At 71.1% G+C, this 16,836-nt stretch carries 14 protein-coding genes and 1 pseudogene; 7 read left to right on the forward strand and 8 right to left on the reverse strand.

Annotated elements, in window-relative coordinates; all coding sequences use genetic code 11:
- Nucleotides 1–7: 7 nt before the first annotated feature.
- Nucleotides 8–517, forward strand: a pseudogene (locus E4J16_RS13085) (3'-5' exonuclease); the annotation flags it as partial.
- Nucleotides 518–525: 8 nt separating this feature from the next.
- Here the strand turns inward: E4J16_RS13085 and E4J16_RS13090 are convergent.
- The 4 genes from E4J16_RS13090 to E4J16_RS13105 form a co-directional block, all read right to left on the reverse strand.
- Nucleotides 526–1,089: a PIN domain-containing protein gene (locus E4J16_RS13090; RefSeq protein ID WP_240038476.1), complete on the reverse strand. Its 564-nt coding sequence runs from the start codon at nt 1,087–1,089 to the stop codon at nt 526–528.
- A gap of 25 nt (nt 1,090–1,114) precedes the next feature.
- Nucleotides 1,115–1,609 carry a helix-turn-helix domain-containing protein gene (locus E4J16_RS13095; protein WP_108965671.1) on the reverse strand — a complete coding sequence of 165 codons (495 nt, stop codon included), beginning with the start codon at nt 1,607–1,609 and terminating at the stop codon, nt 1,115–1,117.
- Between the two features lie 661 nt (nt 1,610–2,270).
- Nucleotides 2,271–4,067, reverse strand: coding sequence for an SWIM zinc finger family protein (locus E4J16_RS13100; protein WP_136314248.1), 1,797 nt, complete (start codon nt 4,065–4,067; stop codon nt 2,271–2,273).
- 77 nt (nt 4,068–4,144) lie between these two features.
- Nucleotides 4,145–7,360: a DEAD/DEAH box helicase gene (locus E4J16_RS13105; RefSeq protein WP_136314249.1), complete on the reverse strand. Its 3,216-nt coding sequence runs from the start codon at nt 7,358–7,360 to the stop codon at nt 4,145–4,147.
- Between the two features lie 267 nt (nt 7,361–7,627).
- On the opposite strand from E4J16_RS13105, the gene E4J16_RS13110 reads away from it, so the two are divergent.
- Nucleotides 7,628–10,279 carry a DEAD/DEAH box helicase gene (locus tag E4J16_RS13110; protein ID WP_136314250.1) on the forward strand — a complete coding sequence of 884 codons (2,652 nt, stop codon included), beginning with the start codon at nt 7,628–7,630 and terminating at the stop codon, nt 10,277–10,279.
- A 92-nt stretch (nt 10,280–10,371) separates the two neighbouring features.
- On the opposite strand, the gene E4J16_RS13115 is transcribed toward E4J16_RS13110, so the two are convergent.
- The 4 genes from E4J16_RS13115 to E4J16_RS13130 all read right to left on the reverse strand — a co-directional run bounded on the left by E4J16_RS13115 (nt 10,372) and on the right by E4J16_RS13130 (nt 12,366).
- The gene (locus E4J16_RS13115) at nt 10,372–11,124 is read right to left on the reverse strand and encodes an A24 family peptidase (RefSeq protein ID WP_240038153.1); all 753 of its coding nucleotides are present in this window, start codon (nt 11,122–11,124) and stop codon (nt 10,372–10,374) included.
- A gap of 165 nt (nt 11,125–11,289) precedes the next feature.
- Nucleotides 11,290–11,718: an Rv3654c family TadE-like protein gene (locus E4J16_RS13120; protein ID WP_275669553.1), complete on the reverse strand. Its 429-nt coding sequence runs from the start codon at nt 11,716–11,718 to the stop codon at nt 11,290–11,292.
- Nucleotides 11,715–12,125 (reverse strand): TadE family type IV pilus minor pilin, encoded by a 411-nt coding sequence (locus tag E4J16_RS13125; protein ID WP_240038154.1) that lies wholly within the window; start codon nt 12,123–12,125, stop codon nt 11,715–11,717. The genes E4J16_RS13120 and E4J16_RS13125 overlap by 4 nt, the downstream gene beginning before the upstream one ends.
- A 7-nt stretch (nt 12,126–12,132) precedes the next feature.
- The gene (locus E4J16_RS13130) at nt 12,133–12,366 is read right to left on the reverse strand and encodes a DUF4244 domain-containing protein (RefSeq protein ID WP_136314717.1); all 234 of its coding nucleotides are present in this window, start codon (nt 12,364–12,366) and stop codon (nt 12,133–12,135) included.
- 338 nt (nt 12,367–12,704) lie between these two features.
- Between E4J16_RS13130 and E4J16_RS13135 the strand changes: the two genes are divergently transcribed.
- From E4J16_RS13135 to E4J16_RS13155, 5 genes are all read left to right on the forward strand, one after another.
- Nucleotides 12,705–13,463: an excalibur calcium-binding domain-containing protein gene (locus tag E4J16_RS13135; RefSeq protein ID WP_136314252.1), complete on the forward strand. Its 759-nt coding sequence runs from the start codon at nt 12,705–12,707 to the stop codon at nt 13,461–13,463.
- Between the two features lie 18 nt (nt 13,464–13,481).
- Nucleotides 13,482–14,051 carry a cyclophilin-like fold protein gene (locus E4J16_RS13140; RefSeq protein WP_136314253.1) on the forward strand — a complete coding sequence of 190 codons (570 nt, stop codon included), beginning with the start codon at nt 13,482–13,484 and terminating at the stop codon, nt 14,049–14,051.
- Between the two features lie 93 nt (nt 14,052–14,144).
- Entirely contained in the window at nt 14,145–15,485 is a 1,341-nt protein-coding gene (locus E4J16_RS13145) for a DUF4921 family protein (protein ID WP_136314254.1), read from the forward strand.
- Nucleotides 15,486–15,546: 61 nt separating this feature from the next.
- Nucleotides 15,547–15,846 carry a type II toxin-antitoxin system TacA family antitoxin gene (locus E4J16_RS13150; protein WP_136314255.1) on the forward strand — a complete coding sequence of 100 codons (300 nt, stop codon included), beginning with the start codon at nt 15,547–15,549 and terminating at the stop codon, nt 15,844–15,846.
- 2 nt (nt 15,847–15,848) lie between these two features.
- Nucleotides 15,849–16,358 (forward strand): GNAT family N-acetyltransferase, encoded by a 510-nt coding sequence (locus E4J16_RS13155; RefSeq protein ID WP_136314256.1) that lies wholly within the window; start codon nt 15,849–15,851, stop codon nt 16,356–16,358.
- The last annotated feature ends 478 nt before the right edge of the window (nt 16,359–16,836 follow it).

A 16,836-nucleotide genomic window follows, 5' to 3' on the forward strand; every position in this document is an offset into this window, starting at 1 on the left:
GCCGTCGTACACCAAACCATCGAGCTGGTCGGGCGCGGCGGCGCTGCCGGGCAGAAGCGGCGCCGCCGAACTCGACGACGCCGCGGCACTGCTGAGCCTGTGGCTTGAGGAGGACCGCGCCGCGGGGACGGGCGCCCCGGAGTCCATCGCCATCCTGGTGCGCGACCGCTACCAGCGGGACAACGCGGTCACCGGCCTGGCGCACCGGGGCGTGGAGGTGCGCCCGGTGGACCGGGAGGCGGTCGGCCGGGGCCGGCCGGTGGTCATGACCATGCACCGCGCCAAGGGGCTGGAGTTCCGCAAGGTGCTGCTCTTCGACGTGTCCGTGGAGGCGATCCCCCGGTCCCTGCGGGAGCAGGAGTACTCCGAGGCCGACCACGACGACGCCCTGCTGCGCGAGCGCTCACTGCTGTACGTGGCCGCCACGCGCGCCCGCGACCAACTGGCCATCTCCTGGTCCGGCCAGGCCAGCCCGTTGCTGGCAGGGGTCGGGCACGCGTCACAACGGTTGGAGTGAGGCTTGGATCATGGCGGAAACACCGTCCGCCACCTCTGCGCCCTCGCAGCCTGCGCGAATTCCGGAACGCCGCAGCGGGCAAGATGATCTATCAACTCATTGAGCGTCCACGGAGGCTTGCGCGTAGAACGCGCCTGGCGACTCAGCGCGGTCATCACGTTGGCCGGCTCCAGATCAAGTTGATGAAGGAGGAAAACATCGGGACTTTGGACCTCAAGATCGTACGGCGCGAGCACGTCGGCCGGATAGTCCTTGAGGTTCGCCGTCACAATCACATCTGCACGCCCGGTAACGGCCGCCGCGACGACGTGCCGGTCGTCAGGATCGGGAAGGTCGATTGCAGCCACGAGGTGCTCCCACCCGGTCACGCAAGCGTCGGGAAAGGCGGTGTCCATAGCTGCGGCGCGGAGTCGAGCGGCGCCGACCGGTAGGTCAGGATGGACACCCTCGATCGCTCGCACTGTCTCATCAAGTATTTGTGCGCTCCATAGAGCACGATAGAGGCCGGCTTCGGCGATCCTCAGCAGTGTGTCGGCTAGCGTCACAGGGACGAGTACACAGGCGTCCAGCATCGCAGAGAAACGCGCCACGGCCGCTTCATCCCTTGCGCGCGCGACGCAGAGCAGCCGTGTAGTCAGCGGCAGTATCCTCGTACAGGCCGAGGTCGACGGCCTCACGCGTCATGGCATCCAGAGTGCCGCTGCGTTCCTGAGCGGACTGCTGTTGGTACGCGACGATGTCTGCGAGCCGGACCCGGCGGTGCCTACCCGCCGCGGGACGCTCGTAAGGGATCCGGCCGGACTCCAGAAGCTTGACCAGGGTGGGGCGGCTGATACCGAGGAAATCCGCAGCCTCCTGGGTCGTCAGTACCTGATCCACCGGCGCCACCGTGATCGCCCTGCCCTGAGACATGGCGTGCACGACGTCCATAAGCACCCGATGTACCTCCGCCGGGAGACCTACGGTCTGGCCGTCCGGCCCGACGAGCGCAGCCGGTTCCGCAACCTGCCCCAGAAAGCGGGACAGATCCAGCATCGCCTCAAGGTCCTCGGGCGGCAGGGTCGTCTGCATCTGCGCAGCTGTGGCAGCCATGCGGCAATCGTAGCAGCAGTTCGAAAAAATCGAAATTACTAGGTCCTGTTGCGTGAGCGGTCGGGTGGCAGTGTGTGGCCGTTACGCCTGCCAGTTGGACCGCTGTTCCCCCGTTGGACCCCTGTGCCCCCGTTGGACCGCCGTAGCCACCGGTTACAGCGGTCCAAGCGCGCGCAAGCGGTCCAAGTAGGAACACCGGGAATGGTCACGGGGCGCCTTCGAAGGTCCAAGCGCGCGCAAGCGGTCCAACCAGGGGCAGCACAAGATCCACCCACCCCCTTCAACCACCGACAACCAGGCCCCAGCACCGCGGGAACGGCCCTGGACGCCTGACTGCGCCCAACGATCCTCACCGAGCACACGGGCGAGCCCACCCGGAGGCACCCACACCGCCAGCGCCGCCCCACCAGCACAAACGGGCTCTTCCGGTTTGGGGGCATGGTGATTGACGGTGCGGTCCTCCGCGGCGCCGCGGCCTACAGGTGCCGAGACTGCGGGGCCGCAGGGCACATCGGGTACGCCCCTTCGGCGCCTGCTACGCCGGTTAGACCTGCGCTGAAGGCTCCGCAGCCCTTCAATCAACGCCTAACCGGCGTACTGCAGCACGATCCCACGTAGTAGGCCACTCCGTCCCCGGGCACCAACGACCGCCTCCCCGGCTTCACAGCCCGACCCGGTCGAGCTCCTCGCGGACGGTGGGCCGGCGCCGGTACTGCTCGCGCAGATCGGTGAGCCACGCGCGGCAACCCGCCACGCGGCTGCCCTCGGGTGCGGCGTCGTAGGGCTGGGTCACCCCGTACACGCCTTCCGCGCCGTCGGCGGCCGCGGCCAGCGCCATCATGCGGGTGGCGAGCACCGCCGCCTCACGGGCCGCCTTCCGTCCGACCGGAATGAGCGTCTCCTCAATGGCCTGGCGGTACAAGGCGATGGCGTCGTCCGGACGCGGCTGCGGGGTGACGTCGGCGAGCTGCCGCCAGGCGTAGCCGACGCCCCAGCGGTCGGCGGCCGCCCAGGCCCGCTCGACATCGCCCACGTGCAGCGCCAGCTCGATCACCGGGTCGCCGCTGCGCCAGGACTTTCCCTCGACCCATGCCAGCGCCTCCTCCCGCTCCGCATCCTCCCGGCCCGTCCAGGCGCCGACGGCGGTGAGGACGTCGAGCATCTCCGGGGTGGGCGCGCGACGGAACAGGGCACGGGCCATTTCCAGCGCATCGTCGTCGCGCCCGTCCTCGCGGTACAGCTCGGCCGCACGCAGCGGATCGATCCAGTAGCCGCCGCCCCGCCTGCGCCAGTAGTCCAGGTTGCTGGTGGACACACGCCCCTCGGCTACCGCCCGGTCCAGGTACGCCATCGCCTCCCGACGGCGCTCCGCCGCGAGCAGCCGCTCAACGATCGCCCCGTACTCGGCGTGCTCACCCAGGCTCAGCAGCTGGACGGCGCGGTCGACGTCGCCGTCGTGATCGGCCAGCTCCAGCAGTATCCGCTTCAGGTCAAAGTCCGGGCTCTTCCCCGCGGCCTCGGCGGCCGCCTCCGCCTTGGCCGCCGCACGCCGGTAGACGTTCAGGCCCTTGTCCCCCAGCGCCGGCAGGAACTCCGCCAGGGTGACCGAGGGCCAGCCGGGCGAGTCCAGCCGGAACTTCGCCAGCCAGCGTCCGAGCTTGCCGGGCTCGGGCGGGCTGGCGCAGCAGGCGCGGGCGTACAGGTCAACGGCACGCTGGCAGACCCCGCCGACTACGCCACTGGAGTCGTCAATGTTCCTCTCCAACTGCTTGCGCAGGCGGGTGGTGATGTGGAGCAGTGCGGGTGCCGCCGCCTTAGCGCCGTCGGCGGTCTCGAGCAGGGGCTCTAGCTCGTTCAGGACGTCACTCACGTCCTTGCCGTAGTCCATGGCCTCCCGGTAGCCGAGGAAGCGGCGCACTCCAGTGACGGACTTCGCCTGCACCATCAGGTCCGCGGCGACTGCCTCCACGTCCCCGCCGACCAGCGACGCCGTCGTGCTCAGCGAGCGGAACACCTCCGCATTGGATTCGGCGAGGTTCAGGATCAGCCCACGCAGCTGGTCCGCATCCAGGCCATTCAGGTAGTGCTCGACGGCGGTGGCCGCGTCATCCTCAGGGGCCGGTTCCTTCGCCCCCGTCGGCTCCGCCCCCATGAGGGCGCTGGAGCGCTTGGCCGCTTGCAGCACGGCCAGGCCGACGGCCACCAGGTGCTTGCAGAAGGCGCCCGAGGCGTGGTGCGGGCAGTTGCAATTGCCCGCGACCCCGCCGTCCTCATCCTGCTGCCAGGTCAGCCGAACCGAATAGGGGAAGGTGCCGGAAACCGTGGCGGTGGCCTCGCCGTCGGCGATTCGGAGCTCGCCAACCGCGTCCGCCAGGCCCTGACCGCGCCCATAGACGGATCCGCCGGCGGCCGCGGCCAGGGCCGCCTCGGTGAGTGAGCCGAGAGAATCGCTGCGCATGCGCCAATCGTGGCAGACGGCAACCGGGGCGCCAACCCGTCTCATCCGGCTCGGGGCCGCGGGGCCGGGCGGGTCACTCACGAATACGGCTCCGACTCGAGGGCGCCGCCGAGATCGCGGAAGTAGGGGTAGTGCATCCACGCCGCGCGGTCGCCGATCACGTACAGGCGCCTCCTGGCCCGGCTCGCAGCAACGTTGACGAGGTTCACGGTCGACGACGCCCACGCCTTCGCCCCGGGCGCACCCGGATCGCCGCCCAGGACCAGGAACACCACGTCCGCCTCCCGCCCCTGTGCGGTGTGGATCGTGCCGCCCGGCATGATCCCCCACCGCGCCGCCATCGCGCTAATCCGGTCGGCAACCTCCCGGAAGGGGGAGATCGCGATGATCCGCGCGGGATCAACACCCCTGCCGATGAGTGCCTCAAGCTGCTCGCCGAGGCATTGGATCTGCTGGCCCTGCAGGTGGGTGCCGCGCCGCGTGGCCGGCACGTCGAACCACCGGCTGGTGGCGATCCGCGGCCCCTCCGGGCCGTCGAACAGGTCGGGGTGGCCCGGGTCATCCAAACGGCGGTGCACCCCGGTGATCATGATGCCGTCGTAGGCGATCTGATTGCACAGCGAGAACATCGGGTCATCGCAGCGCCGGTGCACGGTGAGCGGCGCACTCACCCAGACCCGGTTCTCTGCCCGCCCCAGCATGGTGCCGTACTGCGATACCCGATCGGTGAGCGTCTGCACGGAGGCCTCCGGCGGCGTCCAGACCGGTGATACGCCAACGCCCTTGGCGATGTCTCGCGTCGCCTTGCGCGGCATCGTCACCACCGGTTGCAGTTGCAGGGGGTCCCCCACCGCCACGACCCGCCGCGCGCGCCAGATCGCCCCGACGGCGTGCTGCGGGCACGCCTGCCCGGCCTCGTCGATCAGCAGCCAGCCGAGCGACTCGGCCCCGAGACCGGAGAACATCCGTCCGATCGAGGCGAAGGTGGTCGACACCAGGGGCACGACCAGGAAGAAGGTCTGCCACGCGGCACGCAGCTTCTCCTCCTCAAGCCGTGCGGGGCTGTCACCGCCGACGACGTCGATCGCGGCGCGCAGGCCCTCAAGCATGTCCCCGGCCGCATTCGCCAGGAAGGCCTCGTGCAGTTGCAGGGCCGCCAGGAACAGTTCTGCACGGGCCGCGTCCAGGGTCTCGTCGAGCCACGGCGCGCGCATTTCACGTTCCGCCCGGTCTCGTGCCCGGCGCGGGTAGGCGGGCCCGTACTCCTCCTGATCGGCTGCGACACGACGGCGCAGCTCGGCCGCCTTCCGGGCCGCTTGTTGGTGGGACGCCTCGGCCCACGCCTGCTGTTCGGCCAGTCTCTGGCTCGTATCCTGGAGCCGGTATGCGCGCTCGCTGACCCCCTGCCAGTTCCGCACCGCCTGTTGCAGGCTGTCCTCCAGGGGCTCCAGGCGCGTGCGCCACTGCCTGGCTGCCCGGCCGAGGGTGAAGATGGTTTCGAGCACCCTGGGGCGGGACTCAAGCTGCCGTCTATGCGCCTGCTCCGCCTCGAGGCGCTCCGCGAGCGCTCGCTGCACCTCGGCCTTGTAGTCGTGCACCCGGTGGTTGGCCGCGGCCACTTCCGCTGCCCGACGGCGCAGCTGTTCGGCCCGCGCGGTCTCCTCCTCCAAGGCCGACCTCAGGTCCTCCCACCGCTCCTGTGCGGCACGCCGCCGCCTGACCAGCTCCTCGACGCGCTGCTCGGCTCGGTGGAAGTCCGCCCGTGCCCTCCCCCAGCTCGGATGCGGCACCTCGCCGTCGCGCCACTGCTTCAAACGGGTCTGCATGCGCTCACCTCCCGGCACTGGCGTCCGCGTCTTCCAGTCCTGCTGGTCGAACCAGAAGGCGCTGCGGAAGGCCGCCCGGTTGCGCTTGTTCCCCAGCGGTGCGGCCACCAGCCCCCAGGCCTCCTGGCGCGGTTGGTCTGCTCCGCTCCCATTGCCGTCATTCATAACCGCTGTGGCTATGTCCGCGAAGTAATTGGCCTCTTCTCGCCATCTGGGAGCGATTGCATCGCGCGTGGGGATCTCCACGCTGATGTTCTCAACGGCCGCGTTGTTGGCGGAGACGACGACCATCTCGAAGCCGGTCAGTTCCGGCCGCAGTTGGCGGACTCTGCGCGGATACCTGTCTGCGGAGCTCCAACGGTGGGTGATGCCGGTGAATGCGTCTTCAGGCCTGCTGAGGGACGCCAACCGATGCGCGCGCTCCACCACGTTCCCCGCCAGGATTTCACGCAGCATCGTGGTCTTCCCGGTGCCGGGAGGACCGTTGACGCCCATGATGCCGCCCGCGGCGGATAGCTCGTTCAGCGCCTGATTGACTGCGAACTGCTGGCGCAGGGCCAGCGGATGCGTAGGTTCGGAGGGCCAGCGCCCCAGCGGCAGTCGCTCGATGCCCACGGCCGCGTCAACCACCCCGTCCTGCTGCATGACGTCGATCCGCTCATGTGCCGGGGCCGACTCGTCCGGGGTCAGGTAGGCGGCCAGCGTCTTCGGGCAGTAGTCACCGTCCAGGTCCCGTTGCACCGCCGCGAGTTCCCCAAGGAAGAAGCTGTTGAGGAAGTCGCTGTCTGCGGCGGCTGCGTCATTACGGTCTCCAGAAACGACCGAAGAGGCAATGATGATGCGGTCACTGGAGAGCGGATTACTGCCGCTGACTCCGGCGGCGCCATAGGCGATTCCCAGCAGCCGTTGCAGGGAGTTGTCATCCTGCGGGAGTGGCGCATCCACACCGAGCTCGTCGCGGCGCAGCCCCTCGGCCACATCCACCTGCTCACCGAAGGCCTGGTTGGCAGTGGCGAAGCTGCCCGCCCAGTCCAAGTCCGGGGCGGCGCCCGTACCGCTGATCTGGGCAGCCGCCCACAGCGCCGAGGAGAGCACCGCCGAACCCTCCACCAGCCTCCCGTACTCGTCGACCTGCACAGCGGCGCAGGCGCTGCGGCCTGCACGGCGCTGGTCATAGGCGTCACGATCATCGGCGAAGACGCGATGCAGGAAGCCATACACCTCTTCCAGCTCGTATACGCCCAGGTAGACCGTGTGACGCCACGCAGAGCGCTTCTTGCCGCGCGGTGCCGGTGCGGGCAGCGTCTGCCAGGGAAGCGGGTCGCCGGGGTGCCACTCGATGACCTGACGCGCGGATGGGCGCCCCGAGCGCCCGGTGAGCTTGGGGACCGGCTGGGGATCGAACAGCTCCAGCATCCACCAGTACCGCAGAATCCGCACACGATCATTGCGCCAGGGTCTCGCCATGCCCCGAGTCTGCCCCCGATGAAGGGAACTGGCGAGCGATTCGCGCCCACGCAGGACTTGCCCGCGAGCGATTCGCGCCCGCGCAGGACCGTGCCCATCAACGTGGCCCGGCCCGGAAGCGGTGCCGGACCCACCCGGAACCGGTGCCAGCCCCACCCGGAACCTATACGTGCCCGGCGGCTCCGCTCGGGGCCGCCTAGGTCTCCCCGCCTGGCCGCGCCTCCCCCGGCTACCGTTCGCGTCGTACCCCTGCGGCACACTTGCCCCATGACCACCCAGCCGCACTCGCCCGCGCGCGACCTCACCGAGTTGCTTGAGAGCATCGGCGCGCGTGACCGTCGGCTGATTCACCTCCAGCGCACCCCGGCCCGGCCCGGCCGCCATGGCGACTGGCCGGAGTGGGCGGACCCCGAGCTGGTCGCCGCCTACACCCGCCTGGGCGTGGAACGCCCGTGGACGCACCAGGTCGCCGCCGCCGTCTCCGCCCACTCGGGCCGCCACACGGTGCTCGCCACCGGCACTGGCTCCGGCAAGTCCCTGGCCGCCTGGCTGCCCGCCCTCTCGGCGGTGCTGGCCGCCCAGCGCGCCGGCGCGGACAGCCGCATCTCCGCCTACGGCCGCCGCCCCACCGCCCTGTACCTGTCCCCGACCAAGGCACTTACCGCCGACCAGGCCGCCGCGCTCAGCCGCCTGGTCGCAGAGCTGGAGGCCGTCCAGCGCGAGGCGGGCGTCTCGGGTGGTTCGCTGCGCACGGTGCACACGGCCGCATGCGATGGTGACACGCCCCTGCCCGAGCGCGACTGGGCCCGCGCCCACGCCGACGTCGTCCTCACCAACCCCGACTTCCTGCACTTCTCGCTCCTGCCCGGGCATGAACGCTGGAACCGCTTCCTGCGCTCACTGCGCTACGTGGTGGTCGACGAGTGCCACGCCTACCGCGGCATCCTCGGCGCTCACGTGGCCCTCGTCATCCGCCGCCTGCTGCGGCTGGTCCGGCGGCTGCGGCCGCACGGCCCCGAGCCGGTGGTGCTGTGCGCGTCGGCGACGGCGGCTGAGCCTGCCCTCACGGCCGCGCGCCTGATCGGGGTCCCGCCTGAGGCCGTCACCGCCATCACCGACGACGACGCCCCCACCGGCGAGCACACGCTCGCCCTGTGGCAGCCGGCCCTGCGCGATCCCTGGTCGGCCTGGGAGAACTCGGTGGCGGCCCTGGCCGAGGCGCTCGACTTCCCCGCCGCCGACCCCCACTTGAACCGGCCGGGCGAGGCCGCCGCGCCCCCCGCGCAGGCACCGGCCGGGCGGGCCCACACGCCCGTCTCACCGTCACAACCGTCTACCTCAGGGACGTCCCCCGGCACCGGCCCGGACACGGACGATCCGTCGGAGGACCCGTCGGCGCGCCGCAGCGCCGTCGTGGAGGCGGCCGAGCTGCTGGTGGACCTGCTCAGCGTGGGGGCACGGGCGCTGGTGTTCGTGCGCTCGCGCCGGAGCGCCGAGATCGTGGCCGAGCACGCCCGGCACACGCTGGGTATGTCCCAGCCGGGGCTGGCGGGCACGGTCGCCGCCTACCGGGGCGGCTACCTGCCCGAGGAGCGCCGTGCCCTGGAGCAGGACCTGCGCCACGGCCGGCTGCGCGCCCTGGCCACCACCAACGCCCTGGAACTGGGCATTGACGTCACCGGCCTGGACGCCGTCATCATCGCCGGCTGGCCGGGCACCCGGGTGAGCCTGTGGCAGCAGGCGGGCCGGGCCGGGCGCGCGGGCGGTAACGGAGTGGCGGTGCTGATCGCCTCCGACAACCCGCTGGACGCCTACCTGGTGCATCACCCCGAGGACGTATTCGCCGCCCCGGAGGCGACCGTCTTCGACCCCTCCAATCCGTATGTGCTGGCCCCGCACCTGTGCGCGGCGGCCTCGGAGTCGCCGCTGCGGGAGGAGGACCTGCCCCTGTTCGGCCTGCCCGACGACTCCCTGCTGGCGGAGCTGGCCGCCCGCGGGGCGCTGCGGCGCCGCCCGGCCGGCTGGTTCTGGAACACGAGCCTGCCGGGACGGGCACAAGACCTGACCTCCCTGCGCGGGGACGGGCCGGCGGACGTGCCGGTGGTGGAGGAGGCGACCGGCGCCGTCGTCGGCACCGTCTCCGGCGCTGCCGCGGACTCCACCGTCCACCCGGGGGCGGTGTACGTGCACCAGGGCCAGGTCTACCTGGTGGAGGAGCTGACCGAGGATGCGGCCGTCGTCAGCCGGAAGGCCGCCGTCGGCTACCGCACGCGGGCGCGCGAGCAGAGCTCGGTGCGCATCGTCGCCGAGCGGGAGCGGCGGCAGTGGGCCGACGGCGTGGTGTGGGCCTTCGGCTCGGTGGAGGTCACCAGCCAGGTGATCGGCTACAACAAGCTGGCGCTGCCGGGCATGGAGGTGATCTCCCAGCACCCGCTGTCCATGCCCGAGCATGTGCTGCCCACGGCCGCGGTGTGGTGGACGGTGCCGGTGGAGGCCACCGTCCGAGCGGGGCTGGATGCGGATGAGCTGCCGGGCGCACTGCACGCGGCCGAGCACGCCATGATCGGGATGCTGCCACTGCTGGCCACCTGCGACCGCTGGGACATCGGCGGACTGTCGACGGCGCTGCACCCGCAGACGCTGACGCCCACGGTGTTCGTGCACGACGCCCAGGCCGGCGGCGCCGGCTTCGCCGAGCGCGGCTTCCGCGCCGGGCGCGCCTGGCTGGAGGCGACGCTCGCAGTGGTCTGCGAGTGCCCGTGCACCGGCGGCTGCCCGAGCTGCGTGCAGTCACCCAAGTGCGGAAACAACAACGAGCCGCTGGACAAGGCGGGCGCGATCGCACTGCTGCGACTGCTGCTGGATGCGATCCCCGACAACGCCGTGTCCGGTGGGGCCGACGGCGCAGCCACGCCGTAGGCGCCGGCCACGGCACAGGCCTGGCGGCGCAGGCCTGGCGGCGCAGGCCTGGCGGCGCGCCCAGCGGCCCGGTCCCCGTGCAGGTTGCGGCCTCAGGCGACGGCTAGCATCCAGGCCAGCCAGCCGCCCGCCACCAGGTAGGGGCCGAAGGCAATGGTGTCTTTCAGCCCGGTTCGGCCAGTGATCACCATCCCGATGGCCGCCAGCCCGGCCAGCACGAAGCTGAGCATTAAGCCGGTGACCACGTGCCCCACCCCCGCGTAGCCGAGCCACAGGCCCAGCAGGGCGCACAGTTTGACATCGCCGAGCCCCATGCCGGATGCGCGGATGAGCCACACGACCAGCGCGGCCGCGCCAACCACGAGCGCGCACAGGACTGCCCGGCGCACCCGCCAGGCTCCCGCCGCCGACGGTGCCACCAGCAGCATATTGCCGAGGGCCTGCGCGACCCTGACCGCCAGGAGCCACAGCGCTGCGGCGCCGAGCAGACGGTCGGGCAGCCGGTGGCAGACGACGTCTACGCTGCCGGCCACACCGAGCAGGGCAATCACCGGGAGGGTCAGGGCCGTCTCGGCGGGCGTGCCGTGGCCCAGTCCCCACGCGAGGGTCACCGTGCACAGGATCGTCGCGAGCACCGCCTGGGGGCGGCGTTCCAGCAGGCCCCGGGCGCGTATGCGCGGGCCGGGACCACTCGGAGCGGTGGGGGAGGCGCCCGGTGCAGCGCCCGGCTCCAGCCGGCCGAGGTAGCTGCGGGCGAAGCCGGAGGCCGGCCCGGCGGCCACGCCTACGGATGCGGCGGCCACGAGGCAGGCCACGGCCACGGGCAAGACGGCGGCTGCGTTCACGATCCCACCTTCTCATGTCATGACGCCGAGGCCCTTCCCCTCGGCGCCCCAGTAATCGGGGTGCTCGCCCCGGATTCGGGCCCGGCGGCGGCATACCGCGGTTTACCGTGCCATGCCGCCGCCGGCCGGCATCACCTCGCATGCGCCGGCGGCGCCTCCCGGCGGTCACAGCGGGTTGACCGGCCCGGCGCGGGCGGCAGCGCCGGCCCGACGCGTGATCCCCAGGACCCGGGTCGGCACCGCGACCGTCACCGTCACATCCTCGCCGTCGACCGTGCAGGAGCCCAGCTCGGCGCCGTTGGCCCGGGCCACCCGCTGGGCGGTGGCGCAGGGGTCGGCGGGGGCGAGCACGGAGGTCAGCGCCGTCGCCCCGGCGAGTGCCGCCAGGTCGGCGGCCGCGCGGGCCCGCCCAGCGGCGGCCTGAGCCTGAATCAGTCCGGTTGCGCCCAGGGCCAGGCACAGGGCAACGGCGATGATGCCCAGCACCATGACCGTGCCGGACCCCCGCTCGGAGCCCCCTGGGGGACCGTCCCGGCAGGCGCGCTCCTCCTCCGCGCCGGGCGGCGCCTGCGGCGGGCGCGCCGCCCGGTTCACGGCGCACCCGCCTGGGCGGAGGCGGGCTCGGTGTAGGCGCAGGCACGTGAGCGGGCGGTGAGCCCCAGGCCGCCCAGCGGCCCCGGAACCCGGCGGCTCGTCGTCACACAGGTGAGCTCGCCGGTCTCGACACTCACCGTCACCGGCCCGCCCGCACGCTGGGCGGCACCGACGACGTCGCTGGAGCCGATCGCGGCCTGCCGGGCGGCGACGCGGGCGGCGTCGGTGACCCGCAGCTGGGTGACGCCTGCGCTGATGGCGGCGAGCATCAGCAGCAGCACGAGGACGACTGCCGGCATGGTCACGGCGAGCTCCGCCGTCACCATCCCCGCCTCACCGCCGGCGTCGGCCGCAGCGGCCCGGCGGTTCGCGGGCGCGACCGCCCACTGGCTTGGTGGCGTCCACATGTCCGCCTCAGCCCACCGACAGCGCCGATTCGATGACGCCGCGCAGGACGCCGGTCAGGCTGCCCGAACGCATGATGGCCAACAGCAACCCGGCGAAGGCCGCCGCCGCGAGTGTGCCGATGGCGTACTCGGCGGTTGCCATGCCGTCCTCACCGTCCCGGCCCTCGAGGCCGTCCAGGGCGGGCGGGACGCCGTGGGCGAGGGCCCAGGCGTTGTGCAAGGTGGACAGGGTCTTCTTCATGGTCTCCTCCTTGGGGATGAGGGCGTGACCGGCCTTGGTCACGTCCTGCGGGCGCCGTGCCCGCACCACCAGCGTCGGGCAGTCGGCCGCTTCCCGCATCCGGGCCATTCGAGCTCTGTGGATAAGGGGTGCACGAACCGCGCCTGTGGACGTTGGCGGCGCCGGGGAGCGTCCGCCCGTGCGCACTACACGACGATCACGAATCTCACCGTCGGGTTGATTAGTGATTGCGATTCCGCGGCTGCGGGCAACGGCCGTCGCCCGCGCCAGTACGGTGCTGAGCATCTGAGGTCCTCTCAGTCCCCACGATTCCCATCCCAGTCCCCAGGAAGTCCCCCATGCCGGCAGCGTCCGCCCACACCCCTTCGACCCGGATCCCGCACCTGTTGAGTCAGCGGCGCGGCACGGTCGTGCTCTTCGCCGTCATCGCCCTCCTGCTCGGCGCCTGCCAGGCGCTTGCGGGATGCGGCGTGTCCCCCGAATCCGAGGCGCAGCCGGTGCAGACCACTGCCGCCGCGCTGGTCGTCCCGGACTTGGTGGGTTTGGACGGCAAGGAGGCTGCCGAGGCGATCGAGCAGGCGGGTTTCACCGCGCGGCCCGACTTCACCGACATTGACGGTGAGGAGACCGTAATCATCCCCGAGAACTGGTCAGTCAGGGAGCAGGACCCCGCCGCCGGGTCGACGGCGGCAGCAGACCAGGTAATCACCCTCACGGTCAACCATGACGCGGCTGACGCGGCCGCATCGGCGGCTGCTTCGGCATCGGCGGCTGCGGCCCGCGCCAAGGCGTCCGCTGCGGCATCGGCGTCGGCTGCGGCGGCAAGGGCTGCCCAGGAGGAGGCCGCCAGGCAGGCCGAGCAGGCTGCCCAGGAGGAGGCGGCGCGGCAGGCCGAGCAGGCCGCCCCGGAGGAGGCCGCCAGGCAGGCCGAGCAGGCCGCCCCGGCGCCGGTGCCCCTGATGCCGCAGCAGGACACGTCGGTGTACTACCAGAATTGCAGTGAGGCCCGGGCTGCGGGCGCCGCGCCCCTGTACCGGGACGACCCGGGATACCGCAGTGGGCTGGACCGCGACAACGACGGAATCGCCTGCGAGTAAACGCAGTACATTGGCCTCGTGTCACATTTCTCCCACGAGCCCACCCGCCGTCGCCTGCTAGGGGCGCTACCCGTCGCCCTGGGCGCCCTGGCCATGACGGGCTGCACCTCCCGCAGCAGCGGTGCGGCGTCGTCGTCGGCAGCAGGCCGCGGAGCGGCGGCCCCCACGAGCAGGCCCGCCAGCGGGTCAGAACCCACCCCGGAGGCCACCGTGTCCCAAGCAGGAACAACCCCGATCCACATCAGCCTCGGCAACGCCTTCGACGGCACCGTCATGGAGGCAACCCTCGACGACAGCGCCGCCACCCGCTCCCTACTGGCTCAGCTGCCCCTGGATGTCAGCTTCTCCGACTACGGCGGGCAGGAGCTGACCGCCTCCCTGCCGCAGGACCTGGACACCACCGGCATGACCGCCGGGGCCCCGCAGCCGGGTGACATCGGCTGGTACGAGCCGGGCAAGGTGCTCGTCCTCTACTACGCGGCCGTCGGCTCCTGGCCGGGCCTGTACGTCATCGGGCACACCGACTACGACGTCGTGCTCCTCGCCCGGCAGGCCGACCTGCCGGCCTCGATCACCCGGGCCCAGTGACGCGCGGGCGGAGCCTCCGAGCACGCGGATAGGCGCGGGGATGCGCCGTCGATATCGGTCCGGGAGGGCGACGGCGGCGCGATACTAAGGAGCATGCTCCAGCCGTACTCCCCCTCCGCCGAGCCGCTGACCCGTATGGCGGACGGGACCGTCAAGCAGATCAGTCCCTTCACCGGCACCGAGGTGTGGACCGTGCCCGGGCGCGGCAACCGCCCCATCTCCCACCCCGCCGCCGAGGTGCACGAGCTCACCCCGGCCGAGCGCACCCGCGCCTGCACCTTCTGCCCGGCGCATTACACCGAGACTCCGCCGGAGAAGTCCCGCGTCGTGGCCACGCCCGACGGCGGCTTCGAGCGGATCGACGCCCTGCCCGCCTCCGAGCTGTTCGACACGGTCGCCGAGTTTCGCCGCATCCCGAACCTGTTCGAGATCCTGTCCTACGACTACTGGCACGCCAACCACGGCTACGAGGTCCCCGACGCCGCCCGGGAACGCATGGAGGCCTACCTGGCCGATCCGGCCGGCGCCGCCCACGTGGCCCGGGTGGCCCGCGCCAAGCTGCGCGCGTCGGGACGCAGCCCCGAGGCCTGGGAGACCATGGACGACGCCGCCCGGCGCGAGTACCTGGCCGCATTCTTCGCCGGCGGTCACGACGTGATCGTGGCGCGGCGGCACTACACCGACGACGCCGTCGACTCCTCCTCCCTGGCCGGGTCCGGCACGCTCACCCCGGCCGAGCACCGCGCCTACATCCGCCTTGCCGTCCAGTCCGCGCATGACCTGTATCAGGCCAACCGCTGGGTTCGTTATGTGGCGGTGTTCCAGAACTGGCTGCGCCCGGCCGGCGCGTCCTTCGACCACCTGCACAAGCAGCTGGTGGGCATCGACGAGCGGGGCGTGTCCTCCGAATTGGAGTTGCAGCGGGTGCGCGCCAACCCCAACCTGTACAACGAGATGGGCGTCGACTACGCCGCCTACCGGGGCCTACTGGTGGCGTCCAATGAACACGCGGTGGCCTTCGCCGGCTTCGGGCACCGCTACCCCACCCTGGAGGTGTACTCGACGTCGCCCACCTGCGAGCCGTGGCTGATGAGCCGGGATGAGGTGGACGCCGTCTCCGACCTGCTGCACGCCCTGCATGCCGCCACGGGCGCGGATGTGCCCAGCAACGAGGAGTGGCACCACAAGCCGATCGACGTCGACCAGCCGATGCCCTGGCACATCACCCTGAAGTGGCGGGTCTCCACCCTGGCGGGCTTTGAGGGCGGCACCAAGATCTACCTCAACACCATCGACCCGTGGACGCTGCGCGACCGGGTGGTGGCGCGCCTGGAGGACCTGCGGGCGGACCGGCTGATCGCGCCGATGGCGGTGGGCGAGGAGTGCCCGACGACGCCGAACCGGCTGCTGTACAACCCGGTGCTGGGGCGGTGAGGCACGGCTATTGCAAGGCGGGACTTCCGTACGTACATTATCCGTACGAGGAGGAACCACCATGTCACCCGTCAAGACCCGGCGGATCGATCTGCGCGCCACGCCGCGCCAAGAGGCCCTGATCCAACAAGCCGCGACCCAAACGGACCGCACCGTCAGCGAGTTCATACTCTCGTCCGCAACTATGGAAGCCGAGCGAGTCATGACAAATCGTCGCTGGTTCACCGTTGATAACGCCACGTTCGATCGAGTCATGCAGGTGCTCGACGCCCCCCTGACCGACACCTCACGCTTCGAGCGGCTATGGAACCGCCCGTCTCCCTTCGGGACCCGCATCGAGCTTTCAAAGGACCCGGAGTAGGAATGGCCACTGGCATCCTGGAGGCTCCTCGGCGACTGACTCGCGACGACTCCCGAAGTGGATTCCACAGCGGCGCCGAGGAGCTGGATGACTGGCTGCATCGTTTCGCCTGGCAGAGCCAGAAGGTGGACAACGCGATCACCTACGTGACCGTCCAGGACGGCGAGGTGCTCGGGTACTACGCGCTCGCAACTGCCTGCATCGTAAAGACAGACGCTCCGGCAGGCGTCGCCAAGCAGGCGCCGCGCGAGATTCCCTGCGTCCTGCTCGCACGGCTCGCCGTCGACCAGCGCGCGCAACGCCAGGGCATCGGCGCCGCACTTCTCAAGGATGCCCTGGCACGAACTCTTGAGGTCAGCGAGATCGTGGGCGCGCGCGCCCTCCTGATCCATTGCCGGGACGAGGCGGCCAAGTCCTTCTACCTGGCCAACGGAGACTTCGTCGTCTCACCCGTCGATGACATGCAACTGCTGCTGCCCATGAAGGCGATCAGGAATTCGCCAGCCGATTAGCCGCACCTTCGAAGACAGGGGCCATCCGCTCATACCCTTCCCGGGTTTGGTGGCAGGGGGCGGCAAAGTCGATGTGTGGCTCGGGGGTTGTTAGGGGCTTGATGGCCTTGATAGCTCTTCGCGTTTGTGAGTGTAGTGGGGTGGGTCCTGTTTCGCGCCCGTAAGGGCGTCCCTCTGCTTCAGTCGCCGCTCCACGACTAGGAATACTGGAAACGTTCGCCTCGCCTACCGCCCCCCTGACCTCGATCTGCGGGCCGTCGGCGCGTCGCAGGCATGGCCGTACGGGTCCGCGCCGCGGCGCAAGGATCGCCGAATGTGCGGGCCGCGGCGTATGGCGCATGGTAGATGGCGTTGGGTATGCCCCTTCGGTGCCTACTACGCCTCTTCGGCGTCCGCTGAAGGGCTCAGGACCCTTCAACAAACACCCAACCGGCGTAGCAGAGCACCAACTGGAGTAGTAGACGAACCCCGACACCGC

It is taken from the genome of Actinomyces procaprae (assembly GCF_004798665.1).
Classification (GTDB): domain Bacteria; phylum Actinomycetota; class Actinomycetes; order Actinomycetales; family Actinomycetaceae; genus Actinomyces; species Actinomyces procaprae.